The organism is Paraburkholderia sp. J10-1 (assembly GCF_905220165.1).
In the GTDB taxonomy this organism is placed as follows: domain Bacteria; phylum Pseudomonadota; class Gammaproteobacteria; order Burkholderiales; family Burkholderiaceae; genus Paraburkholderia.
On sequence record NZ_CAJMYW010000003.1, the window covers coordinates 323,558 to 341,269 of the forward strand.

Sequence of the window (17,712 nt, forward strand, 5' to 3'; positions counted from 1 at the left end):
AGACGTTCTGGATATCGATGAGCGCGCAATCGCGCTAACCAACCGGCAACATCAAATAGGTGCGCGCAACCTGGTTGCCCAGCTCGTACACGCGCGCGAGAAACTGCGTGAGAAACGTATGCACGCCCATCGAGAAAATCTGCCGCAGGTCCGCGTAAAGCAGCTCGGCGCGCAACTTGCCCGCGGTGCGCTCGACTTCGCGCGAGCTATCCGTGCGCAGCATCGCGAGATTCGTGCAGACACCGTCCAGCGACGCCAGCAGCGAGCGCGGCATTTGCTGGTTGAGTATGAGCAGCTCGACCACGCGCGCGGGCGTCACCACGTCGCGGTACACCTTGCGATAGATTTCGAGCGCCGAAACCGAGCTGAGAATCGAAGTCCAGTAATAGAAGTCTTCGAGCTGACGCGCGGCCGAGCGCGAGTCGGCGTTCTCCACGTCGACGAAACGCACATCGAGAATGCGCGCCGTGTTGTCCGCGCGTTCGAGGAACGTGCCGAGCTGCGTGAAGAACAGCGCGTCGTCCTGCAACGCCGTGCCGAGGCGCACGCCGCGCGAAAGATGCGAGCGGAACTTCACCCACTCGAACAGCGCATCGGGACGGGACTCCAGTTCGCTCCCGCGCAACAGTTCGACGAACTGCAGCCACGTGTCGTTGATCGTTTCCCACCATTCCGTCGTGAGCGTGCCGCGCACCGCGCGCGCGTTCTCGCGGGTCGCCTGCAGGCACGAGTAAATGCTCGACGGATTCGTTGGGTCCGCAACGAGAAACTTGAGCACATTGCCGCTGGTCGTTTCCTCGTGGCGGGCGTCGAAGGCGGGCTCGAGCTCCGAGATGCGCAGCATCGCGCGATGCGTGCGCGCCTCCGCGTCCGCGCTGCCAGGCAGCAGGAGCGCCTTCAGGTTGATGTCCAGCATGCGCGCGGTATTCTCCGCGCGCTCCATGTAGCGGGCCATCCAGAACAGATGATCGGCGGTGCGGCTCAGCATGATCGAACCTCTTCTTGTACGTGCATCATGGCAATGGAAATCATTCGAGCACCCAGGTGTCCTTGGTCCCGCCGCCCTGCGACGAGTTGACGACGAGCGAACCTTCCTTGAGCGCCACGCGCGTGAGGCCGCCGGCCGCCATCTGGATCGTCTTGCCGGAGAGCACGAAGGGCCGCAGATCGATGTGACGTGGGGCGATGCCCGCCTCGACGAAAGTCGGGCAAGCGGAAAGCGACAGCGTGGGTTGCGCGATGTAGTTGCCTGGCCGCGCGAGCAACCGCGCGCGAAACGCCTCGATCTCGTCGCGCGTGGAAGCGGGCCCGACGAGCATGCCGTAGCCGCCTGCACCGTGCACCTCCTTCACGACGAGGTCCGGCAGATGTTCGAGCGTCCATGCGAGATCGTCAGGCCGGCGGCATTGCCACGTCGGCACGTTCTTCAGGATCGGCTTTTCGCCGAGATAGAACTCGATCATGTCGGGCACATACGGGTAGATCGATTTGTCGTCGGCCACGCCCGTGCCCATGGCATTCGCGAGGACGACGCGGCCCGCGCGATACGCCGTGAGCAGCCCCGGTACGCCGAGCGCGGAGTCGGGACGAAACGCCAGCGGATCGAGAAAATCGTCGTCCACGCGCCGATAGATCACGTCCACGCGGCGTGGTCCCTGCGTCGTGCGCATGAATACGTAGTTATCCTCTACGAAGAGATCCTTGCCCTCCACCAGCTCGACGCCCATTTGCTGCGCGAGGAACGTATGCTCGAAATACGCGGAGTTGTACATGCCGGGCGTGAGCAGCACCACGGTCGGATCGTCCACGCCTTCGGGCGCCACCGAGCGCAGCGTATCGAGCAGCAGATCGGGATAGTGCGCGACGGGCGCCACCTTGTGCTGGACGAACAACTCGGGAAAAAGCCGCATCATCATCTTGCGGTTTTCGAGCATGTACGAGACGCCGGAGGGCACGCGCAAATTGTCTTCGAGCACGTAGAACGCACCGTCGCGTCCATCGCGCACGATGTCGATGCCCGCGATATGCGCATACACGCCGAGCGGCAAGTCGATGCCCTGCATCTCCGGCCGGTACTGCGCATTGGTGTAGACCTGCTCGGCCGGAATCACGCCGGCGCGCACGATATCGCGCTCGTGATAGACATCGTGCAGGAACAGGTTCAGCGCCTGCACGCGCTGGCGCAATCCGCGCTCGAGCAGCGCCCATTCGTCTGCAGGAATGATGCGTGGAATGAGGTCGAAAGGAATCAGACGCTCGGTGCCGGAGAGGTCGCCATTCACCGCGAACGTAATACCGACCCGCCTGAACAACAGGTCCGCCTCGGCGCGCTTGCGCGCCATCGTCTCGCCAGTCTGCCTCTCCAGCCATTGCTGGAAGCGTTCGTAGTGCGGGCGCACCGCGCCCTCGTCGCGCATTTCGTCATGGACTTGCATCGGTTCGTTCTCGCGCGTGAGTGCAACTGCGTCAGCGGCGCTGCCACGTTTCGTCTCATGATTGACGCGAGAGGCATTGCGCGCTGCGGTACAGGCTAAAAAGCAAGGCGTATGCCATCGCGATCGGGCCTTGTTTCATGCGCTCGATTGGTGCAACTCGGGCATGATCGGCAGTATCGAAACAGGGCATGTCAATGCTGTGTCACATTTGCGCTTCACGCTGGTGCAGCGCGCTTACGCGGCACGGTATATGCAGGAACGACGGGCAACCGAACGCGCCCTGGTCCCCCATGACCGAAGCGACCTGCGTGAACGAGCGTCCTACGAAAATCGCTGCATGGCAAGCGTTTGGCGCGATCGTGTTCGTGCTCATGCTCGGCGCATGCACGAATGTGGGCAGCCCCTTGTCCGCCGCGATCGCCCCTGTGGCCGATGGCCCAGCGCGCCCGTACGCTTGCGTGCGCACGACGTCGATGCCGGGTCGCCGACCTTGCGAGCGGCCTCGATGGCGCCACGGTTCTGTGCTTCGGCTTTGGGGAACAGCAGTATGTGGTGGAACGCCGCCGCGCGCCTGGCGCGGCCGGCTAACGTGGGAACTTGCGTAGCAGCAATCCGAACGCCGCGGAAATCAGATCATTGCGACGCCGCGCTCTCGCGGTTGCGCGCAGCCGCGAGGCCCGTGCGGTTTTGCACGCCCCACTTGCGCCGCCCGAGCAGGAAATGCAGCCAGCCGAGCGCCGCGCCGCTGTGGCGCATCAACTGGAACGAGAACGGCTCGAAGATGGCGGCAAGGAACGCCATGCCGAAGCTCGAGTGAGTGCGGTCGCCGCTCCAGCGCCGGTAAAGATGGACCGAGTACATGTGAAACGCGAGGTCGATCGCGATCTTGCCGACGATCACGCCGAGCACCGGCAGCACGATCGTAAAGCGGCCGTCGAACAAGAAGCCGATCAACAGCGCGAACGCGGTCAGTCCATAGATGGGCTGTACGGTGTCGAACGCCTTCACGGGCAGCATCATGAGACCGAGCTTGCCATACAGGCGATTGCCGGTCATGTCGCGATACCAGTACTGCGTCTGCAGGAAGCCCGCGAACCAGCGGCGGCGCTGACGCAGGAAGGTCGTGAGCGTGCCGGGCGCGTCGGTGCGCGCGCGGGCCGTGCCGAGCACACGCACGTCCCAGCCCAGGCCCTTGCGCGCCGAGTAACGGCGCAAGCGGTGAATCAGTTCGTAGTCCTCCACGAGACAATCCGCATCGAAGCCGCCCACGGCCATCACGGCATCGCGGCGAAAGCCGGCAAACGCGCCCGAGATCAGCAACAAGCTATCGGCGCGCATCCACGCGAAGCGCGAGATGAAATTGCGGATGTACTCGTAGGTCTGGAACCACTGGAAAAAGCGCCCGCTGAGCGTATGGTCGCAAACCGGCGTGAGCAGGCCCGCCGCTGCGACCAGCGCCGGCTCGCGGCCAAATGCGCTCGCCATCGCCGCGCAGGCGTCGGGTTCGAGCAGCGTGTCGGCGTCCACGGTCATGACCGTTTCCGTTGCGATTGCAAGCAACGCCGCGTTGAGCGCGCGCGCCTTGCCGCCGTGCGCGAGCTTCAGCCAGCGCAGGTTCGGATACTGGGGCGAAGGCGCGCTCATCTGTCCAACGCCTGGATCGGCCAGTCCATAGCGCTGCGCGAGCAAGGCAGCCGTGCCGTCGCTCGAGCCGTCGTCGGCAATCACGATCTGCTGCGGGGCGCGGGTTTGCGCGAACAGCGCGTCGAGCGTGATCGGCAGCACGGCCGCTTCGTTGTGCGCGGCAACGATCACGCCGAGCGTCGGCAGCTTCGCCTCGCCCGCGGCGGCCGGCGTGGCCGCAGGCGCAAGCAGCACGCGCGCTTTCCAGGCGACGAACAGCAGCAGCACCGTGTCATAGACGACATAGGCAATGCCGGTGGACCACGCCACCACGCCTTGCAGGAAGAACGCGCGCGCGAACAGCACGAACCAGAGCGCCATGACGCCCAGATGAATCGCAATGCTCGCGAGCGGCGTGCGAGGCGGCACGAGGCGCGGCGACGTGCGGGCGAGCGCCTCTTCAAGCGTGTTTTTCAAGTCGTACCCTTCTCGTGTTGCTCACGGCATCATCCGGCGCAGCACCGAATGACGATCGATCCATTGATGCTTGAGCGCGCCCGCAATATGCAGCGCGAGCACGCCATAAAGCGCGTAGCTGCACGCCGTGTGCAGCGCGCCGAACTGGCTGTGCAACTGTTCCTTCGTGGCCGCATCGAGATTCATGATGAAGCCGATGCGCGGCCATTGCACGAGGCCGAACAGATACATGGGATGCGAGGCGGCGGCGACCCAGGCGGAGTCGTGCAGCCACCCCGAGAGCGGCATCGCGAAGATCAGCACGTAGAGCGCGACGTGCGCGGCGTGGGCCGACGCGCGCTCCCAGCCTGGAAACTCGGCGGGCAGCGGCGGCGGGCGATGGGTGAAACGCCACAGCACGCGCAGGATCGCCAGCCCGAGCACGGTAATGCCGATCGACTTGTGCGTGTCGATCACGAAGCGGATGGCTGTATCCGATAACGCGCCGTCGGGCAGCAGCGCGGCGCTCAGGCCCAGCGCGACGTTCGTGAGAATCAGTAGCGCGATCAACCAGTGCAATAGCACGGCAACGCGCGTGTACTTCTGCGCGCGGGTGGCGGCATCGACAAACGGGGATTCGGCGGAAAGGGAGGTTTTCACGTGGGCTTGGCCGTTGCGGATCAGTACGGATAACGCACGGCGCGGCAGATTTATTCCGGCCGCGCGTGGCACGCCGGCGGGGTTGCGCAATGCTGCCCACACAGCGACCCGCGCATTATGCCCCCTCGTACCTGACGCTGCAGAATCCGCTAGATGGCGGTTCTGCCAGTTTGGCGGTGGTCGCCCGTCATGTAGCGCCGGTGAAATGACGTGGCGCACAGGAGAAGCCGGATCGGTCGTGAAGACGGCTCCGGTTCGTTCGCAGCCCGAGCTTCGATCTGGCCGCCCCCACTTCGGTGTCGATCGTCTTCCAGCTGCCAAACACGCGCTCGCGCACAGGCCTGCCCACACCATTCAGGCGCGCTGCTTGTCGTTGCAGACGTTGCGAGCCACCCTGTTGGAAATTTCCACCCAAAATCAGGCGTTTACATAATTGTTGCGACGCACAAAAACTTCTTGACACGATTTATGGATGGGTTACCATGAAGTCGATTGCTGCATCGCACAAAACCTTCTCTGCGCGAACCGGTGATCGAACCGAAAGTTTTCGCATTTTCGTAACCGAAACCGACGCGTAGCGTCCATCTAAAGGAAAGAGACATGAACCTGCCGACCCCCGAACAATTCGCCGCCAACCAGAAAGCCGGTCTCGAGGCCCTCTTCGGCCTGACGAGCAAGGCATTCGAAGGCGCGATCAAGCTCGCCGAACTCAACATCGAAACGGCCCGCTCGGCGTTCGCCGAAGGTCAGGAACACGCCCAGCGCGCGCTTTCGGCCAAGGACCCGCAAGGCTTCTTCGCCGTGCAAGCCGGCTTTGCCCAGCCCGCCGCTGAAAAGGCGCTCGCCTACGGCCGCAGCGTCTACGGCATCGTCTCGGCCGCGCAAGCCGAATTCGCTACCGCCGCCCAGTCGCAGTACGAAACGCAGCAGCGCGCGCTCGAAACGCTCGTGGACAACGCCGCGAAGAATGCGCCGGCCGGCTCGGAAGCCGCTGTCGCCGCGATCAAGTCGGCACTGAGCGCCGCCAACAACGCGTACTCGTCGGTGAACAAGGCTGCGAAGCAGGCTGTGGAATTCGCGGAAAGCAACTTCGACGCCGCCGGCAAGGCCGCCACGAAGGCCGTCGCCCAAGCGTCGGCACGCGCCACCAAGCAAGCTGCTTAAGCGTTACGCTTCGCTTTCCGCTGGCGGCGGCAACACCTACCGCCGGCTGGACTGAAAACGGGCGTGAACCTCGTGCAATGCGAGGTTCACGCCCGTTTGTTTATTCGGCTCCGCGCGACGCCGCGTGAGCCGTCAAGGCGCGCAGCCTGCCGTATCGAACATCGTCGCGAGTGCGCAACTCGATGTGAGCATGCGCGCGCCGTCGTGCCCCACGCCAGGGACGACGTGAAACGTCTGGTTCAAGCCGTCCGTGTGACGGGATTGCAGGTAGCGATAGAACCCCTGCGCGCGCGCCACGCGTTGCGCGCCCTGCGCCTGCGCGGCGCAACGCTTGTCGAGTGAGACCGAGGCTGGGTCGTCGTCATTGCCGCCCACGAGATAAACGATGCGCCGCTTCACGTAGTCCGCTTCGAGCTGCGCGGGCGTGCGGTCGGCGATGAACGCGGGCCGGTTCTCCATACCGTATTTCCAGTGGTCGAAGGCCGCGCAGCGCGAGGCGTCGAATGCCGCTGGCGCGCCGTTCGCGTCGGGCCGCTGCGCATCGAAATACGCGTACGACGACGGACTCGCCACCACGAAACGCACGTCGATCCCCCTGGCGGCAAGCGCGTCCGCGCGAGAGGCGATCGCGTAGCGCTGCAACACCTGGGCGCCGCCCGAATGCCCCGCGAACACGATCGTTTTCAGATTGGGAAAGAGACGCCGGTCGGCGAGATGCCGCGCAATGTCGTCGAGCACGGCGTATGAACTCACCGGCGCTCCGCTCCTGGCGTTCGACCCGGCCATCCACGCGTTGCCGCGCCAGCTCAGGAGATCGCTGGGCGCGTGGTGCGCGCTCACATCGTCGGTGGCGAGAAACTGCGGCGCAACGAGCAGCGTGCTAGCGGGATCGACGCCCGCTCGCTCGCGCGCATGCTGTGCGGTGCGAAAGTAGGTATCGGCGTTACGCAGCCGCCCATGGACGATGATCACCGCGCGCTGCACGGCGGGCTGCGGCGTGTTCCAGTCGGCGCTCACATACAGCGGAAATTGCGCGTGGCCTTGCGGGGTATCGACGGGCATGCGCGCGTCGGCGATCACGCTGACGGGGCGCACGGGACGCGCCTGCGCGAGTGCTGATGCAACGGCGAACGCGCTCGCCGCGAGCGCCACTGCCAGTCGCCACACAACGTTTGAACGCATGAAGGCACTCGCCGCGAAGTTCAGCCCAAGGGAAGCTGCGCGCGAGAGGAGAAGCACGCGAGCGCGTACGGGCGGCACGCGCGCCGCCCTGACAAGCCGGCAAAAAGCTCAGGAGCCGAACATCCGGTTCACGGCGCGCTCGAGATGCGCGCGCATGGCGGTCGCTGCGCGCTCGGCGTCGCGCGCCTGAATGGCTTCGAGCACTTCGAGGTGTTCCTGCTGCACGAGGCGCTGCCGCTCGATCGACTTCACGAGCGAGAGGTTGCGCGACAGGTTCATGCTGAACACCATCTGTTCCTGGATGCCCGAGAGCGCCGTGATGAAGAACTGGTTCTTCGAGGCGCGCGCGACGGCCATATGGAACGCGAAGTCGTCCTTCGCGCCAATGCCCGAGGTCTCGATGATGGTCTGCAGGTTGTCCCACTCGCGCTGGATCGCGGCGATGTCTTCGTCTTCCGCCTTTTGCGCGGCGAGCGAGGCCGCCCCGGCTTCGACCACCACGCGGTATTCGTAGCAGCGGCGAATATCCGACAGCGTTTCGAGCGGCGCGAAGCGGCGCACGTCCGGATCGGGGCGCCGCATGACCGTCGTGCCCGAACCGTGGCGCGTGGCGATGATACCGTCCGCGCGCAGCTGGGCGAGCGCCTCGCGCACCGTGGGGCGCGAGGTCGCGAAGCGCTCCGCGAGCATGTGCTCGGTCGGCAGGCGCTCCCCTTCCTTGTACTCGCCTTCGATGATGCGATTGAGGATGTCGCTGTAAATCCGCGCCGGCATATTCGGCGCTTTCTGCTCAGACATGATCGGACGGTGCACTTTGGGTTGTCAGGAGTGTCGTCAATTGTAAGTCATATGGCGGGCCGATAGCGCTCTTGCGCCCCCGGCAAGCCCCGTTTTGCGGCTGTTTCAGCCCGCTCGGGCCCGTTGCGGCCCGCTTTACCACTTTGTGGCCAATTTACGGCCGGTCCCGCTTTTGCACTGCTTAGCCCTGCCGCAGCGCGCTCACACGGATGCGCAACTCCGCTTTCTGTGTCTGTCCCGGCTCCAGCCAGCGCAGGCCGAGCCCGGTATGCATCGCGTCGGGCAGGCCGAGCCACGGCTCGACGCAGTAGAAGTCCGAATCGGGCGCGAGCGTCCAGGTCGTCACCGCATACCACGACGCCGATCCGGGCCGCCGCAGATCGATTTCGATCGCGCGCTGCTGCGACGGCATTTCGATACGCACCGGCACCTCCGGCTCGCCGTCGAGACAGTGAAAGCGGTCGATGATCTGCGCGTCGTCGAAGCGGTATTGCGTCGCGCCCGGCGCGGCTGCGGTCGTCGTGCCGTCCGGCAATTGACGCCGATGCACGTTGTGCGGCAGCGTGATCGTCGTGTCACCGCGCTGCGCGTGCGGCAGCGCGAAATAGAAGTGATGGCCCGCGTAGTACGGCATGCGGGCGTCGCCCGTGTTCGTCGTGGTCAGTTCCACGTCGAGCGTCGTTTCGTCGGCAAGGCGGTAGGCGGCCTCGAAGCGAAAACCGAACGGGTACATCACGCGCGTCGCCGCGCTGTCGCCAAGCGTCATGCGCACGGCGTCGCCTTGCGGCTCGATCTGCGCCACGAACGGCAGATCACGTGCGAAGCCGTGCAGCGGAATCTCCCGCACGACGCCCTGCGCGTCGCGCCACCGGCCCACCTGACCATCCACCCACTGCCGCGCGATAAACGGAAACAGTAGCGGATTGCCGCCGCGGATCAGCCCCGGTTTGCTCCAGTCCGGCGCGTCGGGCCAATGGATGATGGGCGCGCCGCCGATCGTCCACGAAAGCAGACGCCCGCCGGCCTGCGGCGCGAGCAGCAGCCGCGAAGCGCCGCGCTCGAGTTCGACGACGTCCTGGTTCTGAAATTGCGGCATATCGTGTCGCTTAATCAGCAAAAGTCTGGGGCAAGGGTCAGGCAGCCGCGCGCAACGAGCCCGCGAAGTCCGGTTCGGGCAAACCGCGCACACCGGCGTCGATGGCGAACACGAGGCCATCCTGCTCGCCGGTTTGCGGCGGGCAGATCGTCGTGACGTAAAGCACGTCGAGATTCGCACCGCCAAACGCGCACATCGAAGGCTTCGCAACCGGCACGGCCACGCTGCGCTCGAGCCGCCCTTCGGGCGTGAAGCGCAGCAACCGGCCCGCGTCGTTCGCGCAGATCCAGTAGCAGCCGTCGGCGTCCACGGCCGCGCCGTCCGGGCGCCCCGTGTAGTCGTGCAGGTCGGCGAACACGCGGCGATTGGTGGGCACGCCGTCGTCGATGTCGTAGTCGAACGCCCAGATCAGGCGGCTCGACGCATGCGAATCGGAGAGATACATCGTGCGGCCGTCCGGCGACCATGCGAGGCCGTTCTGCGTGCACAGGCCTTCGACCACCGGCGCCGACAAGCCGTCTTGCGCCGTGTAGCGATAGAGCTTGCCCGCCGGGTTCGGCTCCGCCGCGTCCTGCACCATCGTGCCGGACCAGAACCGGCCCTGGCGGTCGCAGCGGCCGTCGTTGAAACGCATGCGCGCGGCCTCGTGCGCCACGCTCGCGAGCGGCCGCGCGCTCACCTCGCCTGCCCGCGCGTTCGTGGCCGGTTCGTGCAGCGTCACCGCGAAAAGTCCCGTCTCCAGCGCCGCGAGCACGCCGCCATCGCGCGCAAACGCAAAGCAGCCAATGCGCTCCGGCAGCGCCCACTCCGTGCGGCGCGCCGTATCGAGCGCATAGCGCACCAGTGTTTGCGCGGGAATATCGACCCAGTAAAGCGCGCCTTCCTTGGCGCGCCACACGGGGCACTCGCCCACCGACGAGCGGCGCGCATCCTGCGCTTCAAGCGCACGCACTGGCGGTGTCGACACAGCGTCTGCCGTCACTTCCTGCTGCGTGCTCAACGCTGCTCCTTCTTCCAGGCTTCGTAGGCGGCAAGCGTGGCCTCGTTCGGCGGATAGGTGCCCGGCAGCGCCGCGCCCGCCTCGATGCGCTCGGTAATGAAGCGTTCGAGCGTTTCCTGCTCCGTGGCGTCGCGCGCGACTTCCTCGGCGAGATGGCGCGGAATCACGACCACGCCGTCCGCGTCGCCGACGATGATGTCGCCCGGAAACACGGCCACGCCGCCGCAGCCGATCGGCACGTTCAGATCGACCGTGTGGTGCTTGCACAGATTGAGCGGCGCCGAGGCGCCCGCGCAGAACACCGGAATGCCGAGCGCCGCGATGGTCGCGCTGTCGCGCACCGGGCCGTCCGAGACCATGCCGGCCACGCCGCGCACCTTCATGCGCGTGGCGAGGATCGAGCCCATCGAGGCGGCGTCGGTCACGCCGCGGCAGTCCTGCACGAGCACCGCGCCCGCGGGCACGGTCTCGACGCCCTTGCGCTGCGGATGCTCGGGGTTCTGGAACGCGCTCAACTGATCGAGGTCCTCGCGCGCCGGGATGTTGCGCATCGTGAAGGCCGGGCCGACCAGGTTCGGCGCGCCGGGCGCCGGTGCGGCGAGCGGCTTCACGCCCTGCAGGAAGACATTGCGCAGGCCGCGCTTGAAGAGCTGCGTGGTGAGCGTGGCGTTGGAAACGTGGCGCAGTTGTTCGAGCGCGGCGTCGCTCACGGGGATGGCGGGGGAATTCATCGTGTCTCGTCCGTTGTCGTGTGTCGTGGGGCGCGTGGCGCGGGCGGCGGCTCGAAAAAACTGTCGAGCGGATGGGTCGCATTGTTGTAATACAACACGGAAATTGTCAACCCGCCGTTGCACTGCGGCCCGCACGAGGATGTATGACGACCAGCCTTCGGACAGGCGCGAAATACATCGTAAAATTCGGCGCGCGCGACAGGAGACAACACGATCCAGGTCAAGAAACCCGCGCCCAGAAGCCTCCGCGGGCGTCCGACCCCGACTTCACACTAGGGAAACCCCCAGCACATCAATATTTGCTTTACAACTTTGCTCCAAATAGAATGATGTCTTACATGAAGGGCCCGATGCGCACCGGCACCGCCCTTCATCCCGGCCAGCGGGAGACCAGCAACGCGGCTACCAGGCTACCAACGGACGCCACGCACAGAAACACAGCCATTCGGGCTCACCTTCCGGCACAGCTTCACGCCAGAGCCCGCCAACAGCAGGAGACGAGCAGTGCAACGCAAGACAATCAAGGGGGTGCGGTGGTGGATCATCGGCCTCATCATGATCGGCACCATCTTCAACTACCTCGCGCGCAGCTCGCTCGCGGTGGCCGCCCCCACGCTGACTGAAACGCTTCACATGACCACGCAGCAGTACTCGTACGTGGTCACGGCTTTCCAGGCCTGCTATGCCCTCGCGCAGCCGGTCGCCGGTTTCGTGCTCGACTCCGTGGGCGTCAAGATCGGCTTCGCGATCTTCGCGTTCGGCTGGGCCATTGCCAACATGCTGCACGGCCTCGCCGGCAGCTGGCCCGCACTCGCAGTTTTCCGCGGCATGCTCGGCATGACCGAAGCCGCGATCTTCCCGGCCGGCATGAAGTCCATCAGCGCATGGTTCCCGGCCAAGGAGCGCTCGGTCGCGACCGGCTGGCTCAATACCGGCACCTCGATTGGCGCGATGCTCGCTCCGCCGCTCGTCGTGTGGTGCATTCTCAAGTTCAACTGGCAGTTCGCGTTCGTGCTGACCGGCGGCGTCGCGCTCATCTGGGTGGCGCTGTGGCTCGTGTTCTTCAAGATGCCCGCCGAACACCCGCGGCTCTCGCAGGAAGAAGCCGACTACATCCGCGAAGGCCAGACCGAAGCGCAGAAGTCGACCAAAGGCCGCCGCGCCTCGTTCAAGGAAGTGCTCAAGACGCGCCGCTTCTGGGGCATCGGCATTCCGCGCATGCTCGCGGAACCGGCATGGCAGACCTTCGGCGCGTGGATTCCGCTGTACATGGTCACTGTGCGCCACATGAACCTGAAGGAAATCGCGCTGTTCGCGTGGATCCCGTTCCTCGCCGCCGACCTCGGCTGCCTGGTGGGCGGTTACCTCGCACCGCTGTTCATCCGCTGGTTCGGCTGCTCGCTCATCACCTCGCGCAAGCTCGTCATCACGACCGGCGCGCTGCTGATGATCGGACCGGCCTGCGTGGGCCTCGTTGCGAGCCCGTACGCTGCCATCGCCCTCTTCTGCGTCGGCACGTTCGCACACCAGACCATTTCGGGCGCGCTGTTCACGCTGGCTTCGGACGTGTTCGGCCAGCACGAAGTCGCCACCGCCACGGGTCTCTCGGGCATGTTCGGCTACCTCGGCGCGACGGTGTTCTCGCTCATCGTCGGCATCGTGGCCAGTACCATCGGTTATAACCCGTTGTTCGTGTGCCTCATGCTGTTCGACATCATCGGCGCCTGCGTGGCATGGCGACTGATCTCGAACGAGCAGAACGACAACGCGGCCAACCCGGCGCTTCAGTCCTCGCATAAAGTGAAGGCCTGATCGCCCTGTTCACCGGCCGGCGCCTGCGAGGGTGCCGGCTTTCGGCATTTCTACGTGAGGACAATCACAGTGAAGAAAGTTGCATTGACCGGCGCAGCCGGCCAGCTCGGCACCGTGTTGCGCAAGGGCCTGCTCGAACGCGGCGTGAACCTGCGTTGCGCGGCCGGCTCGAAGCCGCTTGAACCGCTCGTCGCGGGCGAAGACGTGATGCATGGCGACCTGCGCGACCCCGCCGTGGTCGACCGCCTGCTCGACGGCGTGGACGTGCTGATCCACATGGCCGGCACGAGCGTCGAGCGCCCGCTGCCCGAGATCATCGAAAACAACCTGCGCGGCCTCGTCGAAGTCTACGAAGGCATGCGCCGCCACGGCACGAAACGCATTTTGTTCGCGAGCTCGAATCACGCGATCGGCATGTACCCCGTGGAAGAAAAGCTCACGCTCGACTGCGCGTTCCGCCCGGACGGCTTCTACGGTCTTTCCAAGGCATGGGGCGAATCGCTCGCGCGCCTGTACTGGGACAAGCACGGCATCGAGACCGTGAACGTGCGCATTGGCAGCTGCCTGCCGAAGCCCACGGAGTTCCGTCAATTGAGCACGTGGTTTGGCCACGAGGACCTGTTCCATCTCGTCGATCGCGTGATCAACGTGGATGAGATCGGCTTTGCCGTGGTGTGGGGCGTGTCGAACAACACGCGCAGCTACTGGATTCAGGAAGGCGCGAACGACGACGCGAAGCGCCTCGGCTATGAGCCGAAGCAGAACTCGGAAGACTGGGCCGCTGAAATTCTCGCGCAAAAGAATCCGCTCGACGCCACGGCGCAGCGCTATCAAGGCGGCAGTTTCGCCAGCTTCGATTTCACGCCGGTGGACAAGCGCGGCAAGCATTCGTGAAACGCCGCTTCTCCGGTGTTTGCGTTTTGGCGCCCCATGCGGGCGCTTTTTTTTGGTTCTTCGCGGATTTTCGGGGAGACCGCGTCAACGGGAACGATTCCGACTCAAGAAATTGCGCTGCTGCGCCGTTAGTCAGAGAATCACGCCGCGATCGGCAAGCGTCACGGGAACTGCGTCGACACTTGACTGGGAACAGCGAACGCTCGTCGACAGCGCACGCCCTCGGCGACCTTATCGGGTACACCCAACATATAACAACGCATCCAACCCTGTGATCAACCCTGCAACTTCAACGTCGCGCGCAACGGCCGCCTCTTCCGTCTTGTGCCTGCTGCTCGCCGCGTGCGGCGGGGGCGGTTCGACTGCCTCAAAAACAGGTTCCTCGGCGGCAGCCCCTGTGACTGCCTCCTATACCATCGGCGGTTCCGTTAGCGGCCTGTCCTCGAACGCAAAGCTGACTCTGCTGGACAACGGAACCGATCTGCTGATGCTGGCCGCTTCCGGCGCCTTCACCTTCGCCGCGCCGGTCGCCTTGAACGCTGCCTACGCCGTGACTGTTGGCACGCAGCCTCTCTGGCAATATTGCGCGGTGAGCAACGGCAGCGGAACCGCGACAGCCAATGTGTCCAACGTGGACATCGCGTGCGCGACGGCTCTAGCCGATGTCGCGACATTCGCGGGTTCCGGCGCGCACGGCTCGGCCAACGGCATAGGCGCCGCTGCTTCGTTTGATTTACCTGACGACGTCGCGGTGGACACCGCGGGCAACGTCTATGTGGCGGACACAGGAAACAATCTGATCCGCAAGATCACGCCCGAAGGGAACGTCACCACGCTTGCCGGGTCAGGCGCCGCAGGCGCGGCCGACGGCACGGGTGCAGCGGCTTCGTTCAATGGTCCTAACGGCCTCGCGGTTGATGCGGGGGGCAACGTGTATGTCGCCGATACGTTCAACCATGAGATCCGCAAGATCACGCCTGCGGGTGTCGTCACCACCCTCGCGGGGTCTACAACTGCGGGCTCGGCCGACGGCACGAGCACGGCCGCTTCGTTCAACTCCCCGTTTGGGGTAGCGGTGGATACGGGCGGCAGCGTCTTTGTCGCGGACACTGTCAATAACGAGATCCGCAAAGTCACTTCCGCTGGCGTCGTCACGACCATCGCGGGATCGCCAACTGCAGGTTCGGCAGACGGCGCGGGTGCCGCTGCATCGTTCAACACGCCGTTTGGGTTGGCGGTCGATAGAAGCGGCAACATCTATGTCGCGGATTCCTCGAACAACGAGATCCGCAAAGTCACGGCATCAGGCGTCGTCACAACGTTTGCCGGAAGCACGACTGCCGGCGCGGCAGACGGTAACTGCACCGCTGCGTCATTCCACCTGCCGTACAAGGTGACGTTCGATGCGAGCGGCAACCTGTACGTTGGCGACACCATGAACTATGCGATTCGCCACATTACGCCCACCGGCGACGTCGCGACGATCGCAGGTTCGGGATCGCGCGGCTCAGCTAACGGCATTGGAACCGCTGCCTCGTTTGCTGGCCCGACCGGCGTGGCCGTCGATGCGAACGGCAATCTCTACGTCAGCGACTACAGCAACAGTGAAATTCGCCTCCTCACGCCAGCGGCCGCAGCCAAGTAGCGAATCGTTGGCCAGGCCGGGTTCCGTTCTCGATAAGCGGTTTGGCGACTTCCGGACGTATTCGTCCACGGTATGCGCGCGTGGACGACTCGGCCCGTCAACGGAAAGTGCGCATCAGGCTAGCACTGTCGTATCGGTGATTGATTTACAGGCTTGGCGCAGCTTTCGCGAATTTTCGTTGATGAGCCTGGTATTGTTAGTTTTACTATTCCAACGTTGCCGGTGGAATACGCCGACGTCGTGACCGACCCCAAAAGCACGCCCGCGCGAGGTCTTGCCGTGCCCCCCTCTGAGTTCACAATCAGATGCCTACAGCGAGACGAATGGCGTTTATTGAAGGCGCTTCGTTTGAGGGCGCTTGCGTGCGACCCTCAGTCTTACTGGGAGAGTGTGGAAGACGCCAGCGCTCGCGACGACGCGTACTGGAATACCTGCGCCGGCATAGTCACGACGCCGGCGGGGTCCCGAATGTTCCTCGTCGAGCATCCTGAAAGCGTTGCCGCATTCGTTTTCGGCATTAAAAAGGACGATGACGCATATAGCGTCGGGGGCCTTTGGGTCGATCCGGTTCACCGACGAAAAGGATTGGGCAGCTTGCTGGTGCAACAGGTCGTCACATGGGCAAGAGCAGATTCGCATGCTGCGAGAATCCGTCTCTGGTGCCATACAGGACCGCCGCTATCGTTCTATCAGCGAAACGGCTTTCAATCTTTGGACAGATTTCGGACCAACGACCTGGATGGCCGCCAGATAGTTGAGATGGAGTGGCGCGACATTTGATGGTTCTGCGCGCCATCGTCGATCACGCAACCGTGCTCGATCGGCCCATCGACATACTGAACGTCCTGCCGCTTGTTCACACGGTCAACTCGCCGTCACGCACGACGACGCGTCCGTTCGCGACGACAAGCTTGCGCTTTGGCCGCGCGACGACGGCATGCGCAACGCTCTCCGCCTCCACGACCACGAGGTCCGCACGCGCGCCCGCGCGCAGGCCATAGTCGGAGAAACCGCAGCCACGCGCGGCGGCATCGCTCACGCAATCGAATGCGATCGCGATATCGTCGTCGCGCCGCAAGTCGTAGCGCAGGCCGATCAACATGGCTCGCTCGAGCATGTCGGGCACGCCATATGGCGACCACGTGTCGCGAATGCCGTCGTTGCCGCCAAACACCGTCACGCCCTTTTCGCGGCACAGTTTGAGCGGCGGCACCGGGCACGAAGGCGGCGCGCTCGTGAGCAAGGCCACGCGCAGTTGCGCGATGCGCTCGATCAATGCGTCGCGCTCGCGCTCCGGCAACGCGCCCAGACAAAATGCGTGGCTCACGACAACCTGACCTTGCATGCCGAGCGCCTGCACGCGATCGAGCAGCAATTTAAGCGTGAACGCCCCAACCTCGCCGGGCTCGTGAAGATGAATATCGATCGGCTTGCGATGGCGCTCCGCCAGTTCGAACGTGGCGTTCAGCGAGGCGACGGGATCGCCGTCGATCAGCGCCGGGTCGAGCGCGCCGAGCACGTCGGCGCCGGCCGCCAGTGCGCTGTCGAGCAGTTCGACCGTACCCGGCCGGATCAGCATGCCCGACTGCGGAAACGCGACGATCTGCATCTCCAGGATATCGCCCATGGTGTGCCGCGTGGCGAACACGCCTTCGAGAAAACGCAAACGCGCGTCAGTGTCGATATCGACATGGGTTCGCATGCGCGTCGTGCCCGCCTGCACGAATGCGCGCGACAGTGCGAGCGACTGCGCAGCGGCGTCGTGGCCCGATGTCTTGCGCCATTCGCGCTCGTTGCCGATGCGATCGGTGAGCAGCGGCCCGACCTCGTTGCGATACCACGGGCGGCCCCAGTTGCTCTTGTCGAGGTGCGTGTGGCCTTCGACGAAACCCGGCAAGAGCAAGGCCGCGCCGCCGTCCACGACCGGCACGCCCGGCTGGGCCGCGACGTGCGGTCCGATTGCCTCGATGCAGCCGTTGGTGACCGCGACGCAAACGCGCTGGCCATCGGCGAGGCGAACGTTGGAGAGATGAAGTGAGGAAGTCATGAATGTCGTGCCGATTCTACGGAGCCGGAGATACGGGTGACCAGTGTGCGCTGAATGCCTCTGATCGTGACGAAGACGGTTAGCCAATAGCGAAATTTCATGTGGCTCCAGCATATCTCGTCTTGACTTTTGACGCAGCGGACGGCCAGCAGCGTCAATGAGCGGCGTG

General features: G+C 64.7%; 16 protein-coding genes. 5 read left to right on the forward strand and 11 right to left on the reverse strand.

Translation table 11 applies throughout. The annotated features are described in order from the left end of the window. Window positions 1-34: 34 nt before the first annotated feature. From U5A65_RS14105 to U5A65_RS14125, 5 genes are all read right to left on the reverse strand, one after another. The gene (locus tag U5A65_RS14105) at window positions 35-988 is read right to left on the reverse strand and encodes an alpha-E domain-containing protein (RefSeq protein ID WP_321946624.1); all 954 of its coding nucleotides are present in this window, start codon (window positions 986-988) and stop codon (window positions 35-37) included. Window positions 989-1,028: 40 nt separating this feature from the next. After that, window positions 1,029-2,435, reverse strand: a complete 1,407-nt coding sequence (locus tag U5A65_RS14110) for a circularly permuted type 2 ATP-grasp protein (protein WP_321910760.1) — start codon at window positions 2,433-2,435, stop codon at window positions 1,029-1,031. A gap of 202 nt (window positions 2,436-2,637) precedes the next feature. Next, entirely contained in the window at window positions 2,638-2,808 is a 171-nt protein-coding gene (locus tag U5A65_RS14115) for a hypothetical protein (RefSeq protein WP_321910758.1), read from the reverse strand. 260 nt (window positions 2,809-3,068) lie between these two features. Beyond that, the gene (locus U5A65_RS14120; RefSeq protein WP_321946625.1) at window positions 3,069-4,535 is read right to left on the reverse strand and encodes a glycosyltransferase; all 1,467 of its coding nucleotides are present in this window, start codon (window positions 4,533-4,535) and stop codon (window positions 3,069-3,071) included. A 21-nt stretch (window positions 4,536-4,556) separates the two neighbouring features. Next, window positions 4,557-5,174: a cytochrome b gene (locus U5A65_RS14125; protein ID WP_321935658.1), complete on the reverse strand. Its 618-nt coding sequence runs from the start codon at window positions 5,172-5,174 to the stop codon at window positions 4,557-4,559. Window positions 5,175-5,774: 600 nt separating this feature from the next. On the opposite strand from U5A65_RS14125, the gene U5A65_RS14130 reads away from it, so the two are divergent. After that, window positions 5,775-6,338, forward strand: a complete 564-nt coding sequence (locus U5A65_RS14130) for a phasin family protein (protein WP_321910752.1) — start codon at window positions 5,775-5,777, stop codon at window positions 6,336-6,338. Window positions 6,339-6,470: 132 nt separating this feature from the next. Here U5A65_RS14130 and U5A65_RS14135 read toward each other — a convergent pair whose 3' ends face one another. From U5A65_RS14135 to U5A65_RS14155, 5 genes are all read right to left on the reverse strand, one after another. Next, entirely contained in the window at window positions 6,471-7,520 is a 1,050-nt protein-coding gene (locus U5A65_RS14135) for an alpha/beta hydrolase (RefSeq protein ID WP_321946626.1), read from the reverse strand. A gap of 108 nt (window positions 7,521-7,628) precedes the next feature. After that, window positions 7,629-8,318: a FadR/GntR family transcriptional regulator gene (locus tag U5A65_RS14140; protein WP_254340484.1), complete on the reverse strand. Its 690-nt coding sequence runs from the start codon at window positions 8,316-8,318 to the stop codon at window positions 7,629-7,631. Between the two features lie 181 nt (window positions 8,319-8,499). Beyond that, window positions 8,500-9,414, reverse strand: coding sequence for an aldose epimerase (locus tag U5A65_RS14145; RefSeq protein ID WP_321946627.1), 915 nt, complete (start codon window positions 9,412-9,414; stop codon window positions 8,500-8,502). Window positions 9,415-9,451: 37 nt separating this feature from the next. Further along, window positions 9,452-10,414, reverse strand: coding sequence for an SMP-30/gluconolactonase/LRE family protein (locus U5A65_RS14150; RefSeq protein WP_415764848.1), 963 nt, complete (start codon window positions 10,412-10,414; stop codon window positions 9,452-9,454). Next, entirely contained in the window at window positions 10,411-11,145 is a 735-nt protein-coding gene (locus U5A65_RS14155) for a ribonuclease activity regulator RraA (protein ID WP_158759609.1), read from the reverse strand. Before U5A65_RS14155 ends, U5A65_RS14150 begins: the two co-directional genes overlap by 4 nt. A gap of 555 nt (window positions 11,146-11,700) precedes the next feature. On the opposite strand from U5A65_RS14155, the gene U5A65_RS14160 reads away from it, so the two are divergent. From U5A65_RS14160 to U5A65_RS14175, 4 genes are all read left to right on the forward strand, one after another. Then, a complete protein-coding gene (locus U5A65_RS14160; protein WP_321910877.1) occupies window positions 11,701-12,957 on the forward strand; it encodes an MFS transporter in 1,257 nt (418 codons plus the stop codon). Between the two features lie 69 nt (window positions 12,958-13,026). Next, entirely contained in the window at window positions 13,027-13,851 is an 825-nt protein-coding gene (locus U5A65_RS14165) for an NAD(P)-dependent oxidoreductase (protein ID WP_321935662.1), read from the forward strand. A 271-nt stretch (window positions 13,852-14,122) separates the two neighbouring features. Beyond that, window positions 14,123-15,496, forward strand: coding sequence for an NHL repeat-containing protein (locus U5A65_RS14170; protein WP_321946628.1), 1,374 nt, complete (start codon window positions 14,123-14,125; stop codon window positions 15,494-15,496). 153 nt (window positions 15,497-15,649) lie between these two features. Further along, window positions 15,650-16,276, forward strand: a complete 627-nt coding sequence (locus tag U5A65_RS14175; RefSeq protein WP_321946629.1) for a GNAT family N-acetyltransferase — start codon at window positions 15,650-15,652, stop codon at window positions 16,274-16,276. Between the two features lie 76 nt (window positions 16,277-16,352). On the opposite strand, the gene U5A65_RS14180 is transcribed toward U5A65_RS14175, so the two are convergent. Then, window positions 16,353-17,543 carry an amidohydrolase family protein gene (locus tag U5A65_RS14180; protein WP_321946630.1) on the reverse strand — a complete coding sequence of 397 codons (1,191 nt, stop codon included), beginning with the start codon at window positions 17,541-17,543 and terminating at the stop codon, window positions 16,353-16,355. Window positions 17,544-17,712 lie beyond the last annotated feature (169 nt).

Excerpts from the sequence above, each read along its gene's own strand:
- U5A65_RS14105 (WP_321946624.1), bottom strand. The coding sequence starts at position 988 with ATGCTGAGCCGCACCGCCGATCATCTGTTCTGGATGGCCCGCTACATG.
- U5A65_RS14110 (WP_321910760.1), bottom strand. The coding sequence starts at position 2,435 with ATGCAAGTCCATGACGAAATGCGCGACGAGGGCGCGGTGCGCCCGCAC.
- U5A65_RS14115 (WP_321910758.1), bottom strand. The coding sequence starts at position 2,808 with ATGAGCACGAACACGATCGCGCCAAACGCTTGCCATGCAGCGATTTTC.
- U5A65_RS14130 (WP_321910752.1), top strand. The coding sequence starts at position 5,775 with ATGAACCTGCCGACCCCCGAACAATTCGCCGCCAACCAGAAAGCCGGT.
- U5A65_RS14135 (WP_321946626.1), bottom strand. The coding sequence starts at position 7,520 with ATGCGTTCAAACGTTGTGTGGCGACTGGCAGTGGCGCTCGCGGCGAGC.
- U5A65_RS14140 (WP_254340484.1), bottom strand. The coding sequence starts at position 8,318 with ATGTCTGAGCAGAAAGCGCCGAATATGCCGGCGCGGATTTACAGCGAC.
- U5A65_RS14145 (WP_321946627.1), bottom strand. The coding sequence starts at position 9,414 with ATGCCGCAATTTCAGAACCAGGACGTCGTCGAACTCGAGCGCGGCGCT.
- U5A65_RS14155 (WP_158759609.1), bottom strand. The coding sequence starts at position 11,145 with ATGAATTCCCCCGCCATCCCCGTGAGCGACGCCGCGCTCGAACAACTG.
- U5A65_RS14160 (WP_321910877.1), top strand. The coding sequence starts at position 11,701 with ATGATCGGCACCATCTTCAACTACCTCGCGCGCAGCTCGCTCGCGGTG.
- U5A65_RS14180 (WP_321946630.1), bottom strand. The coding sequence starts at position 17,543 with ATGACTTCCTCACTTCATCTCTCCAACGTTCGCCTCGCCGATGGCCAG.